Origin of the sequence: Pseudomonas extremaustralis (genome assembly GCF_900102035.1) — a bacterium.
Classification (GTDB): Bacteria; Pseudomonadota; Gammaproteobacteria; order Pseudomonadales; family Pseudomonadaceae; genus Aquipseudomonas; species Aquipseudomonas extremaustralis.
In genome coordinates this window covers 3,891,512-3,907,024 of record NZ_LT629689.1, presented here as the reverse complement: position 1 = coordinate 3,907,024, position 15,513 = coordinate 3,891,512, and the positions used below count along the sequence as shown (strand labels likewise).

At 60.5% G+C, this 15,513-nt stretch carries 13 protein-coding genes and 2 pseudogenes; 11 read left to right on the top strand and 4 right to left on the bottom strand.

Features of this window, described 5'->3' with window-relative positions; genetic code table 11:
• Positions 1-4: 4 nt before the first annotated feature.
• Positions 5-292 carry an Asp-tRNA(Asn)/Glu-tRNA(Gln) amidotransferase subunit GatC gene (gatC, locus tag BLR63_RS18055; protein ID WP_010567677.1) on the bottom strand — a complete coding sequence of 96 codons (288 nt, stop codon included), beginning with the start codon at positions 290-292 and terminating at the stop codon, positions 5-7.
• A 210-nt stretch (positions 293-502) separates the two neighbouring features.
• Between gatC and mreB the strand changes: the two genes are divergently transcribed.
• From mreB to tldD, 8 genes are all read left to right on the top strand, one after another.
• Entirely contained in the window at positions 503-1,540 is a 1,038-nt protein-coding gene (gene mreB, locus BLR63_RS18050) for a rod shape-determining protein MreB (protein WP_002555108.1), read from the top strand.
• A 170-nt stretch (positions 1,541-1,710) separates the two neighbouring features.
• Entirely contained in the window at positions 1,711-2,778 is a 1,068-nt protein-coding gene (gene mreC / locus BLR63_RS18045) for a rod shape-determining protein MreC (RefSeq protein ID WP_010567678.1), read from the top strand.
• Complete coding sequence (gene mreD / locus BLR63_RS18040) at positions 2,778-3,266, top strand: rod shape-determining protein MreD (RefSeq protein ID WP_010567679.1); 489 nt, start codon at positions 2,778-2,780, stop codon at positions 3,264-3,266. Before mreC ends, mreD begins: the two co-directional genes overlap by 1 nt.
• A gap of 51 nt (positions 3,267-3,317) precedes the next feature.
• On the top strand, positions 3,318-3,914 hold the full coding sequence (locus BLR63_RS18035) for a Maf family protein (protein ID WP_010567680.1): 597 nt from the start codon (positions 3,318-3,320) through the stop codon (positions 3,912-3,914).
• Positions 3,915-3,984: 70 nt separating this feature from the next.
• The gene (rng, locus tag BLR63_RS18030; RefSeq protein ID WP_010567681.1) at positions 3,985-5,442 is read left to right on the top strand and encodes a ribonuclease G; all 1,458 of its coding nucleotides are present in this window, start codon (positions 3,985-3,987) and stop codon (positions 5,440-5,442) included.
• Positions 5,443-5,517: 75 nt separating this feature from the next.
• Positions 5,518-9,333: a YhdP family protein gene (locus BLR63_RS18025; RefSeq protein WP_010567682.1), complete on the top strand. Its 3,816-nt coding sequence runs from the start codon at positions 5,518-5,520 to the stop codon at positions 9,331-9,333.
• A 48-nt stretch (positions 9,334-9,381) separates the two neighbouring features.
• Entirely contained in the window at positions 9,382-10,230 is an 849-nt protein-coding gene (locus tag BLR63_RS18020) for a carbon-nitrogen hydrolase family protein (RefSeq protein ID WP_010567683.1), read from the top strand.
• 16 nt (positions 10,231-10,246) lie between these two features.
• Entirely contained in the window at positions 10,247-11,689 is a 1,443-nt protein-coding gene (tldD, locus tag BLR63_RS18015; protein WP_010567684.1) for a metalloprotease TldD, read from the top strand.
• Between the two features lie 45 nt (positions 11,690-11,734).
• Here the strand turns inward: tldD and yjgA are convergent, their stop codons facing one another.
• Positions 11,735-12,256, bottom strand: a complete 522-nt coding sequence (gene yjgA, locus BLR63_RS18010; RefSeq protein WP_010567685.1) for a ribosome biogenesis factor YjgA — start codon at positions 12,254-12,256, stop codon at positions 11,735-11,737.
• Positions 12,257-12,364: 108 nt separating this feature from the next.
• On the opposite strand from yjgA, the gene pmbA reads away from it, so the two are divergent.
• The 3 genes and pseudogenes from pmbA to BLR63_RS17995 form a co-directional block, all read left to right on the top strand.
• Entirely contained in the window at positions 12,365-13,711 is a 1,347-nt protein-coding gene (gene pmbA, locus BLR63_RS18005; protein ID WP_010567686.1) for a metalloprotease PmbA, read from the top strand.
• 149 nt (positions 13,712-13,860) lie between these two features.
• A pseudogene (locus BLR63_RS18000) lies at positions 13,861-14,121 on the top strand (FagA protein); the annotation flags it as partial.
• A gap of 31 nt (positions 14,122-14,152) precedes the next feature.
• Positions 14,153-14,331, top strand: a pseudogene (locus BLR63_RS17995) (ZIP family metal transporter); the annotation flags it as partial.
• Positions 14,332-14,366: 35 nt separating this feature from the next.
• Here BLR63_RS17995 and BLR63_RS17990 read toward each other — a convergent pair.
• Positions 14,367-14,639, bottom strand: a complete 273-nt coding sequence (locus BLR63_RS17990) for an HPr family phosphocarrier protein (protein ID WP_010567688.1) — start codon at positions 14,637-14,639, stop codon at positions 14,367-14,369.
• Between the two features lie 16 nt (positions 14,640-14,655).
• Positions 14,656-15,513 carry an RNase adapter RapZ gene (gene rapZ / locus BLR63_RS17985; RefSeq protein WP_010567689.1) on the bottom strand — a complete coding sequence of 286 codons (858 nt, stop codon included), beginning with the start codon at positions 15,511-15,513 and terminating at the stop codon, positions 14,656-14,658.

Below are 15,513 nucleotides of genomic sequence, written 5' to 3'. Positions count from 1 at the left end.
CCTATTAGTCGATGACTTTCGGAACCAGGTACAGGCCGTTTTCGACCGCTGGCGCGATGGACTGGTAGGCCTCGCGATTATTAACCTCGGTCACGACGTCTGCGCGCAGGCGCTGGCTGGCTTCCAGCGGATGAGCCAGTGGCTCGATGCCGTCGGTGTTGACGGCCTGCATTTGGTCAACCAGCCCGAGAATGCTGTTCAGGGCTGCGGTGGTCTGTGGAAGATCGGCTTCATTCAGGCCAAGCGAGGCCAGATGAGCGATTTTTTCCACGTCGGAGCGTTCAAGCGCCATGGGAATCTCCAGTGGAAAACAGAACGGAAGCTGTCCGTGTGTTAGATTGTAGGAACACTACCGCATTTCTACGGTCTTACGGCCGCGATTGTGGGGGTTGGTGCACAGAAAGTCGGCCAATTTAGCACATTGGCGCCTTGCCCAAAATCCCTGTCGTTGTTAGAGTTTGCCGCACTTTTTTACCCACGCGTTGCCTAGGGTCCCTTTCCCATGTTCAAGAAACTGCGTGGCATGTTTTCCAGCGATCTTTCCATTGACCTGGGCACTGCCAACACCCTTATTTACGTGCGCGAGCGCGGTATCGTTCTGAATGAGCCATCGGTTGTGGCCATTCGGACCCATGGTAATCAGAAAAGTGTCGTTGCCGTTGGCACCGAGGCCAAGCGCATGCTCGGCCGTACACCTGGCAATATTGCCGCCATTCGTCCGATGAAAGACGGCGTGATCGCCGACTTCAGTGTCTGCGAGAAGATGCTGCAGTACTTCATCAACAAGGTTCACGAAAACAGTTTCCTGCAGCCCAGCCCTCGTGTGCTGATCTGCGTTCCATGCAAGTCCACCCAGGTGGAGCGTCGTGCCATCCGTGAATCGGCCCTTGGTGCCGGTGCCCGCGAAGTGTTCCTGATCGAAGAGCCGATGGCTGCCGCAATCGGTGCCGGCCTGCCGGTCGAAGAAGCCCGCGGTTCGATGGTGGTGGATATCGGTGGTGGTACCACTGAAATCGCCCTGATTTCCCTGAACGGTGTGGTGTATGCCGAATCCGTACGTGTAGGCGGCGACCGCTTCGATGAAGCGATCATCACCTATGTGCGTCGTAACTACGGCAGCCTGATCGGCGAATCCACCGCCGAGCGCATCAAGCAGGAAATCGGCACCGCCTACCCGGGCGGCGAAGTTCGCGAAGTCGATGTTCGCGGTCGCAACCTGGCCGAAGGCGTCCCACGTGCCTTCACCCTGAACTCCAACGAAGTGCTGGAAGCTCTGCAAGAGTCCCTGGCCACCATCGTTCAGGCTGTGAAGAGTGCCCTGGAACAATCGCCGCCGGAACTGGCTTCCGATATCGCCGAGCGCGGTCTGGTGCTGACGGGTGGTGGCGCTCTGCTGCGCGACCTCGACAAGCTGCTGGCCCAGGAAACCGGCCTGCCGGTGATCGTCGCCGAAGATCCGCTGACCTGCGTCGCCCGTGGTGGTGGCCGTGCATTGGAAATGATGGATAAACACACCATGGACCTGCTCTCCAGCGAATAAGTGCTTGCTGGTAAGCCCATGTTTCGCCCGCAGGCAGCACTTTGCAGTGCTGCCTGTTGGCGTTTATCTTCTTCAATCTGCATCCAGGCCAGTTAGATGCCGTATGAATAAAGAAAACATTTGCCTGGGAGGAGCGGCCTATTAAACCGCTTTTCGCCAAAGGCCCCTCATTGGGCGTGCGCTTATTGGTGCTGGTCGTGCTTTCGGTCGCGCTGATGGTGGTCGATGCCCGCTTTGCGCTGCTCAAGCCTGTGCGTAGCCAGATGTCGCTGGTGTTGATGCAGACTTACTGGATCACCGACCTGCCGCAGCGTCTCTACCAGGGCGTGGCCAGCCAATTCGGCAGCCGCACCGAGCTGGTCGCCGAAAACGAAAAACTCAAGACCGAAAACCTGCTGCTGCAGGGGCGCATGCAAAAGCTGGCAGCCCTCACCGAGCAGAACGTTCGGCTGCGCGAGCTGCTCAACTCTTCTGCACTGGTCAACGAGAAGGTCGAAGTCGCCGAGCTGATCGGCATGGACCCCAACCCGTTTACCCATCGCATCATCATCAACAAGGGTGAGCGCGACGGCGTGGTCCTCGGCCAACCGGTACTCGATGCCCGCGGCTTGATGGGCCAGGTGGTCGAGCTGATGCCCTACACCTCGCGGGTGCTGCTGCTGACGGACACGACCCATAGCATTCCGGTGCAGGTCAACCGTAACGGCCTGCGCGCTATTGCCAGCGGTACGGGCAATCCGGAGCGCCTGGAATTGCGCCACGTCGCCGACACTGCCGACATCAAGGAAGGCGACCTGCTGGTCAGCTCCGGCCTGGGCCAGCGGTTCCCTGCGGGTTATCCGGTAGCTACGGTCAAGGAAGTGATTCATGACTCCGGCCAGCCATTCGCCATTGTGCGCGCGGTGCCCACTGCTGCCCTGAACCGCAGCCGCTACTTGCTGTTGGTCTTCAGCGACAACCGCACCCCGGAAGAGCGCGCCAACGACGCCGCCCAGGCTCAGGAAGCGGAAGACAAGAAGAACGGCACTGTACCCATTGTGCCTGCGACGGTACCCAAACCCGCCGCAGCAACCCCGGCTGCACCGGCGACCCCGGTCGCGCCTGTGGCCACACCGGTCAAGCCAGCAGCGCACAGCGCGGCACCGGTCAAGCCGGCAGCCACTAAACCGCCGGCCACCACGCCCGCTACCAAGCCACCGGCGGCTGCCCCGGCAACCACGCGGCATAGGGAGGAATAATGGCCGGTACTCATTCGGGCAATGGCTGGATCGTCTGGCTGACCTTCGCCATTGGCCTGCTGCTCAGCGTTTCGCCCCTGCCACAGTTCATGGAAATCCTGCGCCCGCTCTGGTTGGCACTGCTGCTGGCGTTCTGGTCGTTGAACCTGCCACACAAAGTGGGCATGGTGACTGCGATGTTCCTGGGCTTGGCGGAAGATGTGCTCTATGGCACCTTGCTGGGCCAGAATGCGCTAATCCTGACCCTGATCACCTTTCTGGTGCTGTCATTGCAGCAACGGCTGCGCATGTTCCCGATGTGGCAGCAGTGCCTGGTGATCCTGGTGATCTTCGGCCTGGCGCAACTGGTGCAGCTGTGGCTCAGCGCCTTGACCGGCAACCGCCAGCCAACCCTGGCGCTGGTGCTGCCGGCATTGGTCAGTGCGTTGCTGTGGCCATGGATCAGTTTCGGTCTGCGTGGGTTGCGTCGTCGTTATAAGATCAATTGAATGGATTGCGAGGCTCTGCCTGGTTATCGAACGCAACAGGGAGAGTTTGCAATGAATTCGCTATACCTGGCCTCGGGGTCCCCACGGCGGCGTGAACTGCTGACCCAGATCGGTGTGCCCTTCACCGTGGTCAGCGCCGCTATCGATGAAACACCTCTTACAAACGAAACTCCTGTTTCCTACGTTGAGCGTCTTGCCCGCGGTAAGGCGACGGCGGGTTTTGCCGCGCTTGGACAGACCTCGGGTGCTTGTGTGCTGGGGGCCGATACCGCAGTGATTGTCGATGGCAAGATTCTCGGCAAACCGGTGGACCAGGCCGACGCCCTGGCTATGTTGATGGCCCTCGCGGGGCGAGAGCATGAGGTGCTGACCGCCATAGCCCTTACCGATGGCCAGCGCTGCGAAACCCGATGTGTAAGCAGTCTTGTACGTTTTCGCGGGATTTCTGTCGAGGAAGCTACAACCTACTGGCACAGTGGCGAACCGCAGGACAAGGCCGGCGGCTATGCTATTCAAGGACTTGGCTCGGTATTCGTGGCCGGGCTCAATGGCAGTTATTCCGCCGTGGTAGGCCTGCCGGTGTGCGAAACCGCGCAACTGCTCGATCAATTCGGCATACCCTGTTGGCAACACCTTACCGCGCGCTGAACGCCTGACTTGCGCGCCCAGCCTTAAGCGATCGGCCACTATTGTGAAAACGCCTGAACGAGACCCAGCCATGAGTGAAGAGATTCTGATCAATATCACGCCGATGGAATCGCGCGTGGCGGTGGTAGAGAACGGTGTTCTGCAGGAAGTGCACGTCGAGCGTACCCAGAAGCGCGGGATCGTCGGCAATATCTACAAAGGCAAGGTTGTGCGTGTATTACCGGGGATGCAGGCTGCATTCGTCGACATCGGCCTGGACCGTGCGGCATTCATCCATGCTTCGGAAATTTCCCTGCGGGAAGGCCCGGCGGTGGAAAGCATCAGTGCCCTGGTGCATGAAGGGCAGAGCCTTGTGGTGCAGGTCACCAAGGACCCCATCGGCTCCAAGGGCGCTCGCCTGACGACCCAGCTGTCGATTCCGTCGCGCTACCTGGTGTACATGCCGCGCACTGCTCATGTCGGTATCTCCCTGAAAATCGAAGACGAAGCCGAGCGCGAGCGCCTGAAAAAAGTGGTCAGCGACTGCGTGGCCGCCGAAGGCATCAAGGAAGCCGGCGGTTTTATTCTGCGCACCGCGGCGGAAGGTGCCGGCGCCGATGAGATCCTCATGGACATCCGCTACCTGCGGCGCCTGTGGGACCAGATCGGCGCCCAGATCAAGACCGTCGGCGCCCCCAGTGTCATCTACGAAGACCTCGGCCTGGCCTTGCGCACCCTGCGCGACCTGGTCAGCCCGAAGATAGAGAAAATTCGCATCGACTCGCGTGAAACCTTCCAACGTACTACGCAATTCGTCGCCGAACTGATGCCGGAAATTGCCGACCGCCTGGAGCATTACCCTGGCGAGCGGCCTATCTTCGACCTGTATGGCGTCGAAGACGAAATCCAGAAAGCCCTGGAGCGCAAGGTTCCGCTCAAATCCGGCGGTTATCTTGTCGTCGATCCGGCGGAAGCCATGACCACCATCGACGTCAATACGGGGGCGTTTGTCGGTCATCGCAACCTCGAAGAAACCATCTTCAAGACCAACCTCGAAGCGGCCACCGCGATTGCCCGCCAACTGCGCCTGCGCAACTTGGGCGGCATCATCATCATCGATTTCATTGACATGGAAGATGAGGAGCACCAGCGCCAGGTACTGCGTACCCTGGAGAAGCAGCTGGAACGCGATCACGCCAAGACCAATATCATCGGCATTACCGAACTGGGCCTGGTGCAGATGACCCGCAAACGCACCCGTGAAAGCCTGGAGCAGGTACTGTGCGAGCCGTGCAGTAGTTGTCAGGGCCGCGGTAAGTTGAAAACCCCGGAAACGGTTTGCTACGAGATTTTCCGGGAAATCTTACGGGAGGCGCGGGCCTACCAGGCCGAAGGTTATAGAGTATTGGCCAACCAGAAAGTGGTCGACCGGCTGCTGGATGAAGAGTCGGGCAACGTCGCTGAGCTCGAGGGTTTTATCGGGCGCACGATTCGCTTCCAGGTCGAAACCATGTATTCCCAGGAACAATACGACGTGGTGCTGCTCTGATCCGCATTCGTTTATTTCTACGAGACCGGCAGACCTTGATCTGCCGTCCGACTACTGTTTTGAGGGTCGCCTGACATGGAGCGTCTGATACGCTTTTTTGCCGCTTTGACCCGTTGGGGCCTGGGGCTGTGTGCCTTGCTGCTGGTATTGGCAGCGCTCTACGTGAGCCTGGGGCGTGAATTGGCCCCGCTAGTGGCAGAATATCGTGCGCAAATCCAGGCAAAGGCCCAGGCTGCGGTGGATATGCCCTTGCAAATCGGTAGCCTGGAAGGCCGTTGGAGCGGTTTCGCGCCCGTACTGCTGGCGCACGATGTCATGGTCGGCCAGGGTAACAGTGCCTTGCGCCTGGATCAGGTCGAAGTAGTGCCTGATATCTGGGCCAGCCTGATGGCCCGCGAGGTCCGCCTTGCGCACCTTGAAGTCAGTGGGCTGCAACTGAGCGTCAAGGAAGACAAGGACGGTCATTGGGCGCTGCAAGGCTTGCCGGTACCGGATGACCAGCCGCTGGAGCCGGAGCAACTGCTCAAGCGCATGCAGATGATCAAGCGCGTGTCCTTGCTCGACAGCCAAGTGACCTTGCAACCGTTCGATCAGGCTCCGCTGACCCTGACCTACGTGGGTCTGAGCTTGCAAACCGGTGCTACCCGCCAGCGTCTGGACGCCCGCATGACCCTGCCCGACGGCCAGCCCCTGGCCCTGAGCCTGCACAGCCGTATTCTCGCCAGCCAGTGGAAGGACGGCGAAGTCGAGGCCTACCTGAGCCTGCCCCAGAGCGACTGGGCAAAGTGGGTCCCGGCCAGGCTGACGCAGCAGTGGAAACTCACTCAGTTCAAGGCCGGTGGCGAATTCTGGCTGACGTGGGCAAAGGGTGCCGTGCAAAGCGCGGTGGTGCGCCTCAACTCGCCACAGGTGAAGGGCAGCTACGCCGACCGTCAGCCCGTGCATATCGAAAACCTTGCCCTGACCGCCTACCTGCAACGCAGTGACGCCGGCCTCAAGGTGATGTTCGACTCGCTGGCGATGAACCTCGGCGAGACCCGCTGGGAATCACGCCTGCAATTGCAGCAAACGCTGGCCACTGACACGGACCTGGAAACCTGGAAGTTGCAGGCCGATCGCCTCGACCTGACGCCGATTACCCCGCTGTTGAATGCATTGGCCCCGTTACCTGAGGGCTTCGCCAAAACCATCGAACATCTCAAGGCCACCGGCTTGTTGCGTAATGTGTTGGTGGATTTCCGTCCCCAGGACACGACCGACCAGAAAGTCAGCTTTGCCGCCAACCTTGATCGCGTGGGTTTTGATGCGTATTTCGGCGCACCGGCCGCGCGCAACGTTTCCGGCAGTATCAGTGGCGACCTGGGCCATGGTGAATTGCGCATGGACAGCAAGGACTTTTCCTTGCACCTGGATCCGATCTTCGCCAAGCCCTGGCAGTACATCCAGGCCAATGCGCGCCTGACTTGGAAGCTGGATAAGGAAGGCTTCACCCTGATCGCCCCCTACATCAAGGTACTGGGGGAAGAGGGCAAGGTGGCGGCCGATTTCCTGATCCGCCTGCATTTCGACGCGAGCCAGGAAGACTACATGGACCTGCGGGTCGGCATGGTCGATGGCGATGGGCGCTTTACCCCCAAATACCTGCCAGCGGTGCTGAGCCCTGCCTTGGACGAATGGCTGCGCACGGCGATTCTCAAAGGTGCGGTCGATCAGGGTTTCTTCCAATACCAAGGCTCGTTGAACCACAACGCGCTGCCGGCTTCGCGCAATATCAGCCTGTTCTTCAAGGTGCATGACACCGAACTGGCGTTCCAGCCGGGTTGGCCCCATGTAAGCAAGGTCAATGGCGAAGTATTTGTCGAGGAGAGCGGCGTGCGCATCCTGGCCAGCGAGGGCCAGTTGCTCGACACCCAAGTCAAGGACGTCTACGTCAATATTCCTCACGCACCTGCGGGCAAGGACACTCACCTGCTGCTCACGGGCGGGTTTTCCGGTGGGTTGGGTGATGGCCTGAAGATTCTCCAGGAAGCGCCGATAGGGACGGCTTCGACCTTCGCCGGCTGGAAGGGCGAGGGCGACCTGCAAGGCCAGCTGGATCTGGATATCCCGCTGGCCAAGGGCACTGAGCCGAAGATCGTCGTGGATTTCCAGACTGACAAAGCCCGCCTGCAATTGGCTGAGCCGGCCCTGGACCTGACCCAGCTCAAGGGTAACTTCCGCTTTGATAGCGCCAAGGGCTTGAGTGGGCAGAACATTACGGCCCAGGCGTTCGACCGGCCGATCTCTGCGCAAATTTTTGCCGATGGCAAGCCGGGTACGATGAGCACCCGTGTCATCGCCAAGGGCCAGGTTACGGTCAAACGGCTGACCGACTGGCTGAAAATCAGCCAGCCACTGCCGGTTTCCGGCGATATTCCTTACCAGTTGCAGGTCAATCTGGACGGCGCCGATAGCCAGTTGATGGTCAACTCCAACCTCAAGGGTGTGGCGGTTGAGCTGCCGGCACCCTTCGGCATGCCGGCCAGCCAAGGGCGTGACAGTACGTTCCGCATGACCCTGCAGGGCGCCGAGCGGCGTTACTGGTTCGATTATGGCGAACTGGCGAACTTCACCTTTGCTGCGCCGTCGGGCAAATTCAATGAGGGCCGCGGCGAGTTGTTCCTCGGCGACGGCGATGCCGTGCTGCCCGCTGGCAAGGGCCTGCGTATCCGGGGTGTGCTGTCGGAGCTGGACATCGACCCGTGGAAAAAACTGGTAGACCGCTATGCCGGCAACGATCCGGGAGGGAGTGCCAAGCAGTTGCTCAGTGGTGCGGATTTCAAGGTGGGTAAGCTGACCGGTTTTGGCACCCAATTCGATCAGGTCAGCCTGCAACTGGAGCGTAAGCCGACCGCCTGGGGCTTGCAGCTTGCCAGCCAGCAAGCCAAAGGCTCGGCGAACCTGCCGGACGCCAAGGGCGCGCCGATTGCGATCAACCTGCAATACGTGAAATTGCCGGCGGTGGACCCGACGGTGCAGGCTGACGAAAATGCGCCGGACCCGTTGGCCGATGTCGATCCCAAGGACATTCCGGCACTGGATATCGCCGTCGACCAACTGTTCCAGGGACCTGATCTGATAGGCGCCTGGTCGCTGAAAATCCGACCTACCGCCAAGGGGCTGGCCTTCAATAACCTGGATCTGGGGCTCAAGGGCATGCAGCTCAAGGGCGCTGGCGGGTGGGAAGGGGCGCCGGGAAGCGGCGCCAGTTGGTACAAAGGCCGCCTGGATGGCAAGAATATCGGCGATGTGCTCAAGGGCTGGGGGTATGCGCCCACCGTTACCAGCGAGGAGTTCCACCTGGATGTGGACGGGCGTTGGCCGGGGTCGCCGGCTTATGTCGGGCCCAAGCGCTTCTCCGGTAGCCTGGACGCGTCATTCCGTAACGGCCAGTTCGTTGAAGTGGAAGGTGGTGCCCAGGCCCTGCGGGTGTTCGGTCTGCTTAACTTCAACTCCATCGGTCGCCGCCTGCGCCTGGACTTCTCTGACTTGCTCGGTAAAGGCTTGAGCTATGACCGGGTCAAAGGCTTGCTCGCGGCCAGTAACGGTGTATTCGTGACCCGTGAGCCCGTGACAATGACCGGGCCTTCGACCAATCTGGAGCTCAATGGCACCCTGGACCTGGTCGCTGACCGTGTCGACGCCAAGCTGCTGGTGACCCTGCCGGTGACCAATAACCTGCCGATTGCGGCGTTGATCGTGGGGGCGCCGGCTATTGGTGGTGCCTTGTTCCTGATCGACAAGCTGATCGGTGACCGTGTGGCGCGCTTCGCCAGCGTGCAGTACAAGGTGGAAGGCCCCTGGAAGGACCCGAAAATCACCTTCGACAAGCCATTTGAAAAGCCAAACTGAGAGCCTGTGGAGTAGCATGGCCGCATGCCTTTTACGGAGTGTCGGCCCATGTCCTTTGCGGTAATTCAGATGGTCAGCCAGAGCGATGTGCTGGCCAACCTGGCCCAGGCCCGGCGTTTGCTGGAGCGAGCCGCGGCCGGTGGTGCGAAGCTGGCGGTGCTGCCGGAAAACTTCGCGGCCATGGGGCGTCGCGACGTGGCCGATATCGGTCGCGCCGAGGCGTTGGGTGAAGGTCCGATCCTGCCATGGTTGAAACAGACCGCCCGCGACCTCACCTTATGGATAGTGGCTGGTACATTGCCGTTGCCGCCCAAGGACCATCCGAACGCAAAACCCAATGCGTGCTCGCTGTTGATCGATGATCAGGGCGAGATCGTCGCCCGTTACGACAAGCTGCACCTGTTCGATGTCGACGTGGCGGATGCCCGAGGCCGTTATCGCGAATCCGATGACTATGCTTTCGGAAGCGATGTGGTAGTGGCCCAAACGCCGGTCGGTCGGTTGGGCCTGACGGTCTGTTACGACCTACGCTTCCCTGAGTTGTACAGCGAGTTGCGCGCGGCGGGGGCTGAATTGATCAGCGCACCCTCGGCTTTCACCGCCGTGACCGGTGCCGCGCATTGGGATGTGTTGATTCGCGCGCGGGCTATCGAGACCCAGTGCTACCTGTTGGCGGCTGCCCAGGGTGGCGTGCATCCGGGGCCACGGGAAACCTTCGGTCATGGGGCAATTGTCGACCCGTGGGGGCGCATACTGGCGCAACAGGATCAAGGCGAAGCGGTGTTGCTGGCCGAACGCGACAGCAGTGAACAGGCGTCGATACGGGCGCGCATGCCGGTGGTCAACCATCGGCGCTTTTTCTCGCAGGGCGCACAGCGGCCTGCATCAGAACGATGAATTTAAGGCCAAACCTATGAGCGAGTTGTTGTCCTCAGTCAGTGAACACCTTCTGGCACCCGGTGGCGTGACCATCGAAAGCTTGCAAACCGTGCTCGGCGATCTGGCCGGGCCAGGCATCGACGCGGCCGACCTGTATTTCCAGGGGCAGATTTCCGAGTCCTGGGCCCTCGAAGACGGCATCGTCAAGGAAGGCAGTTTCAACCTCGACCAGGGTGTGGGTGTGCGTGCGCAATCCGGTGAAAAAACCGGTTTCGCCTACAGCAACGCGATCACCCTGGAAGCCCTCGGCCTGGCCGCCCGTGCCGCCCGTTCGATTTCCCGCGCCGGCCAGAACGGCACGGTGCAGGCATTCAGCACCCAGGACGTGGCTCAGTTGTACGCACCGGATAATCCCCTGGAGGTGATCAGCCGCGCGGAAAAGGTCGATCTGCTCAAGCGTATCGACGCCGCTACCCGTGCCCTTGATCCGCGTATCCAGCAGGTCACCGTGAGCATGGCTGGCGTATGGGAGCGTATCCTGGTGGCGTCCACCGATGGCAGCCTGGCGGCGGATGTGCGGCCGTTGGTGCGTTTCAATGTCAGTGTCATCGTCGAGCAGAACGGACGCCGCGAGCGCGGTGGCCATGGCGGCGGCGGGCGTACCGACTACCGTTATTTCCTCGCCGAGGACCGCGCCATGGGCTATGCCCGTGAAGCGTTGCGCCAGGCGCTGGTCAACCTGGAAGCCATTCCTGCGCCTGCCGGCACCTTTCCGGTGGTATTGGGCTCCGGCTGGTCCGGCGTATTGCTTCACGAAGCCGTGGGCCATGGCCTGGAAGGTGACTTCAACCGCAAGGGCAGTTCGGCCTACAGCGGGCGCATGGGCGAGATGGTTGCGTCCAAGCTGTGCACCATTGTCGACGACGGCACCCTGGCCGGTCGCCGTGGCTCGCTGAGCATTGACGACGAAGGCACTCCCACTGAGTGCACCACGTTGATCGAAAACGGCGTGCTCAAGGGCTATATGCAAGACAAACTCAATGCCCGCCTGATGGGCGTGGCCCGCACTGGTAATGGTCGTCGCGAATCCTACGCGCACCTGCCAATGCCGCGCATGACCAACACCTACATGCTCGCGGGCGAAAGCGACCCGGAGGAAATCATCGCCTCGGTGAAACGCGGGATCTACTGCGCCAACCTCGGTGGCGGCCAGGTGGACATCACCAGCGGTAAATTCGTGTTCTCCACCAGCGAGGCGTACCTGATCGAAGACGGCAAGATTACCGCGCCGGTCAAAGGCGCTACGTTGATCGGTAACGGGCCGGAAGCCATGAGCAAGGTGTCGATGGTCGGCAGCGACCTGTCGCTGGACAGCGGCGTGGGCACGTGCGGCAAGGATGGGCAGTCGGTGCCGGTGGGCGTTGGTCAGCCAACCTTGAAGATTGATGCGATCACCGTGGGTGGCACGGGGTCGTAAGAGCGGGAGCTTCGGGTGGCGAAGATCGCCACCCGGGGAAGAGGATCAACGCAGGCCGCGTTGAGTCTCGTCCAGCTCACGGATGTACTTGAAGATTTTACGGCTGGTGGCCGGCGCCTTGTTTTGCGCCAGTTCGTGCTGGGCCTGACGGATCAGGGAACGCAGTTGCTGGCGGTCCGCGTCCGGGTAGTCCAGCACGAATTTCTCCAGCACCGCGTCATCGCCCGAGATCAGGCGGTCACGCCAACGTTCCAGGTTGTGGAAGCGTTCGTTGTACTGGCGAGTGGAGGCATCGAGTTGATCGAGCAAGGTCAGAATGGCGTCAGTGTCCTGATCGCGCATCAGCTTGCCGATGAACATGATGTGCCGTTTACGCGCGATATTCGCGGTGTGCTTGGGCGCATCCGCCAGGGCCCGGCGCATTTCGTCGGTCAGTGGCAGTTTTGCAATCAAGTCAGGCTTGAGCGTTGTAAGGCGCTCGCCGAGGTCAACCAGCGCATGCAGCTCGCGTTTGACCTGGGTTTTGCTTTTCTCCCCATCGAGGGAGTCGTCGTAAGAATCAACCATGGTGGCAGTCCGCAAAGAAACGCCGCCATGATAACCAGTCGGGGGCCGCTTGTCCGGCCCGGTCGCTCGATGGCCTTAACCGAAAGCAGAATTTGAGTGGAGAAAACCATGAGTGCAGCCCAAAGCGTCGGTCCGCAAGCGTTACCGGCACTGCAGGAACAAGTCGAGCAGATTCTTGCCGAGGCCAAGCGCCAGGGGGCCAGTGCCTGCGAGGTGGCTGTGTCGCTGGAGCAGGGGCTGTCGACTTCGGTGCGTCAGCGGGAAGTGGAAACCGTCGAATTCAACCGCGATCAGGGGTTTGGCATCACCTTGTACGTCGGCCAACGCAAAGGCTCGGCCAGCACTTCGGCCAGTGGCGCGGAGGCGATTCGCGAGACGGTGGCGGCGGCATTGGCGATCGCCAAGCACACGTCCGAAGATGAAAGCTCGGGCCTGGCCGACAAAGCGTTGATGGCCAAGGACCTGCAGGATTTTGATCTGTTCCACGCCTGGGACATCACGCCTGAGCAAGCCATCGAGCAGGCCTTGATCTGCGAAGCTGCGGCGTTCGATGCCGATGCCCGCATCAAGAACGCTGATGGCACCACATTGAATACCCATCAAGGATGCCGTGTGTATGGCAACAGCCATGGGTTCATCGGCGGTTACGCGTCCACTCGCCACAGTTTGAGCTGCGTGATGATCGCCGAGGCCGATGGCCAGATGCAGCGCGATTACTGGTACGACGTCAACCGGCAAGGCGACTTGCTGGCCGATCCGGTCAGCATCGGCCGGCGTGCTGCGCAACGCGCCGCCAGCCGCCTGGGGGCGCGCCCGGTGCCGACCTGTGAAGTGCCGGTGCTGTTTTCGGCTGAGCTGGCCGGTGGCTTGTTCGGCAGTTTCCTGGGGGCGATATCCGGTGGCAATTTGTACCGCAAGTCATCGTTTCTGGAAGGCGCGCTGGGTCAGAAGCTGTTTCCCGAATGGCTGACCATCGATGAGCGTCCGCACCTGATGCGCGCCATGGGCAGCTCGGCGTTCGACGGCGATGGCCTGGCCACCTATGCCAAGCCGTTCGTCGAGAAGGGCGAACTGGTGTCTTACGTACTCGGTACGTATGCCGGTCGCAAGCTCGGCCTGCCAAGCACCGCCAACTCTGGTGGCGTGCACAACCTGTTCGTGACCCATGGCGATGAGGACCAGGCAGCACTGTTGCGTCGCATGGGGCGTGGCCTGCTGGTGACTGAGTTGATGGGCCAGGGCCTGAACATGGTCACAGGCGATTATTCCCGTGGTGCGGCGGGTTTCTGGGTCGAGAACGGCGAGATTCAGTTCGCGGTCCAGGAAGTCACTATCGCCGGCAACATGCGCGATATGTTCAAACAGATTGTTGCCGTGGGCAATGATCTGGAACTGCGCAGCAACATTCGCACAGGCTCGGTATTGATCGAGCGGATGACGGTCGCGGGCAGTTAATTCTTCTCTCGCTTCACGAAAAAAGCGCGCCATCTTACAGATAGCGCGCTTTTTTTATGGCTGCTTACCAAGGCAGATTAGCTGGCCAGTCTTGTTTTGATTCTTAGTATTATTTAATAGTAAATATCATTTCTGAGCGGGTGCGGATCATGAGTTCTATCCTGCATGAGGATCCTTATCTGGAGAGCTGGCGTTGGATGAGTCGTCAGATCCGTTGCGGCCTCGATCCCAACGAGCCTCGCTTGATCGAACATTACCTCAATGAGGGGCGATATCTGGCGTGCTGTACCGCCACCCATCCGTGGACGATCGCAGAAACGTCATTGCGCCTGCTGATCGATACCGCCAGTGATATCGCATTGCCGTGGCACTGGCGCTCATTGTGCCTGGATCAGGCCTGGCGCCCGCTAATCCCCGACGCTGTTTTGGATTTGTCGTGCTCTGCGCCTGGCTGAGATGCTGTTGCCTTTGGGACTCGCACTGGCTGCAGGCGTGATGCTGTTGGTGGTGACTCATGAAGTGATCCCTGATCGCGACGCAACGGTCACGAGAAGCTCGCCAGTCTGGGGCTGTGCATCGGGTTCTGTTTGATGATGGTGATGGATACCGCACTGGGGTGAAGCCTTCGAGGTTTCACGCCTGTCTCATGGAGGGGTTATTCACCCTCGTCGAAGTAGTTGTTGATCAGCGCTACCAAGGCATCCATCGCTTCCTGTTCTTGCTCGCCTTCCGTACTCAAGTGGATCTTGGTGCCTTTGCCGGCGGCCAGCATCATCATGGCCATGATGCTCTTGCCGTCGACCATGGATTCCGGTGTGCGCCCGGCGCGGATCTGGCAGGGAAACTGCCCGGCAACACCGACGAATTTGGCCGAGGCGCGGGCGTGCAGGCCCAGCTTGTTGATGATTTCAATTTCCAGAGCGGGCATCGCGGGGGTGTTCCTTTCAGCTAAGGTCGCGGTGGCGAACCTGGACGTTCTTGAGGGTTTGTTGCAGCATCTGGCCCAGGCGTTCGGTCAGGTAGACGGAGCGGTGGTGGCCGCCGGTGCAGCCGATGGCGATGGTGACATAGGCCCGGTTGCTCGCGGCAAAGCGCGGCAGCCATTTAAGCAGGTAGCTGGAGATGTCCTGGAACATCTCCTCCACATCCGGTTGCGCCGCCAGGTAATCCGCCACAGGCTGGTCCAGCCCGGACTGCTCACGCAGTTCCGGTTTCCAGTAAGGGTTGGGCAGGCAGCGCACGTCGAACACCAGGTCGGCATCCACCGGCATGCCGCGCTTGAAGCCAAAGGACTCCACCAGAAACGCCGTGCCGGGCTCCGGCTGGTTCAGCAGACGCAGCTTGATGGCGTCACGCAGTTGGTACAGGTTAAGACTGGTGGTATTGATCTTGAGGTCGGCGAGGTCAATGATCGGACCGAGCAGCTTGCTTTCGTCTTCGATGGCTTCGGCCAGGGAGCGATGAGGGCTGCTGAGGGGGTGTCTTCGACGGGTCTCGGAGAAACGCTTGAGCAGAGTCTCTTCGTCGGCATCCAGGTACAGCACATCGCAATGAATGTGCTTGGCCCGTACTTCCTCGAGTAACTGCGGGAATCGCTCGAGATGGCTGGGCAAGTTGCGGGCATCAATCGAGACGGCGACCAGCGGCTGCGCCAATTCTGTGTGGATCAATGCGCGTTCCGCCAGTTCCGGCAACAGGCCGGCGGGCAGGTTGTCGATGCAGTAGAAACCGTTGTCCTCAAGAACATTGAGGGCGGTGCTTTTACCCGACCCGGAGCGGCCGCTGACGATGATCAAACGCAT

Excerpts from the sequence above, each read along its gene's own strand:
- gatC (WP_010567677.1), bottom strand. The coding sequence starts at position 292 with ATGGCGCTTGAACGCTCCGACGTGGAAAAAATCGCTCATCTGGCCTCG.
- mreB (WP_002555108.1), top strand. The coding sequence starts at position 503 with ATGTTCAAGAAACTGCGTGGCATGTTTTCCAGCGATCTTTCCATTGAC.
- mreD (WP_010567679.1), top strand. The coding sequence starts at position 2,778 with ATGGCCGGTACTCATTCGGGCAATGGCTGGATCGTCTGGCTGACCTTC.
- BLR63_RS18035 (WP_010567680.1), top strand. The coding sequence starts at position 3,318 with ATGAATTCGCTATACCTGGCCTCGGGGTCCCCACGGCGGCGTGAACTG.
- rng (WP_010567681.1), top strand. The coding sequence starts at position 3,985 with ATGAGTGAAGAGATTCTGATCAATATCACGCCGATGGAATCGCGCGTG.
- BLR63_RS18025 (WP_010567682.1), top strand. The coding sequence starts at position 5,518 with ATGGAGCGTCTGATACGCTTTTTTGCCGCTTTGACCCGTTGGGGCCTG.
- BLR63_RS18020 (WP_010567683.1), top strand. The coding sequence starts at position 9,382 with ATGTCCTTTGCGGTAATTCAGATGGTCAGCCAGAGCGATGTGCTGGCC.
- tldD (WP_010567684.1), top strand. The coding sequence starts at position 10,247 with ATGAGCGAGTTGTTGTCCTCAGTCAGTGAACACCTTCTGGCACCCGGT.
- yjgA (WP_010567685.1), bottom strand. The coding sequence starts at position 12,256 with ATGGTTGATTCTTACGACGACTCCCTCGATGGGGAGAAAAGCAAAACC.
- pmbA (WP_010567686.1), top strand. The coding sequence starts at position 12,365 with ATGAGTGCAGCCCAAAGCGTCGGTCCGCAAGCGTTACCGGCACTGCAG.
- BLR63_RS17990 (WP_010567688.1), bottom strand. The coding sequence starts at position 14,639 with ATGCCCGCTCTGGAAATTGAAATCATCAACAAGCTGGGCCTGCACGCC.
- rapZ (WP_010567689.1), bottom strand. The coding sequence starts at position 15,513 with ATGCGTTTGATCATCGTCAGCGGCCGCTCCGGGTCGGGTAAAAGCACC.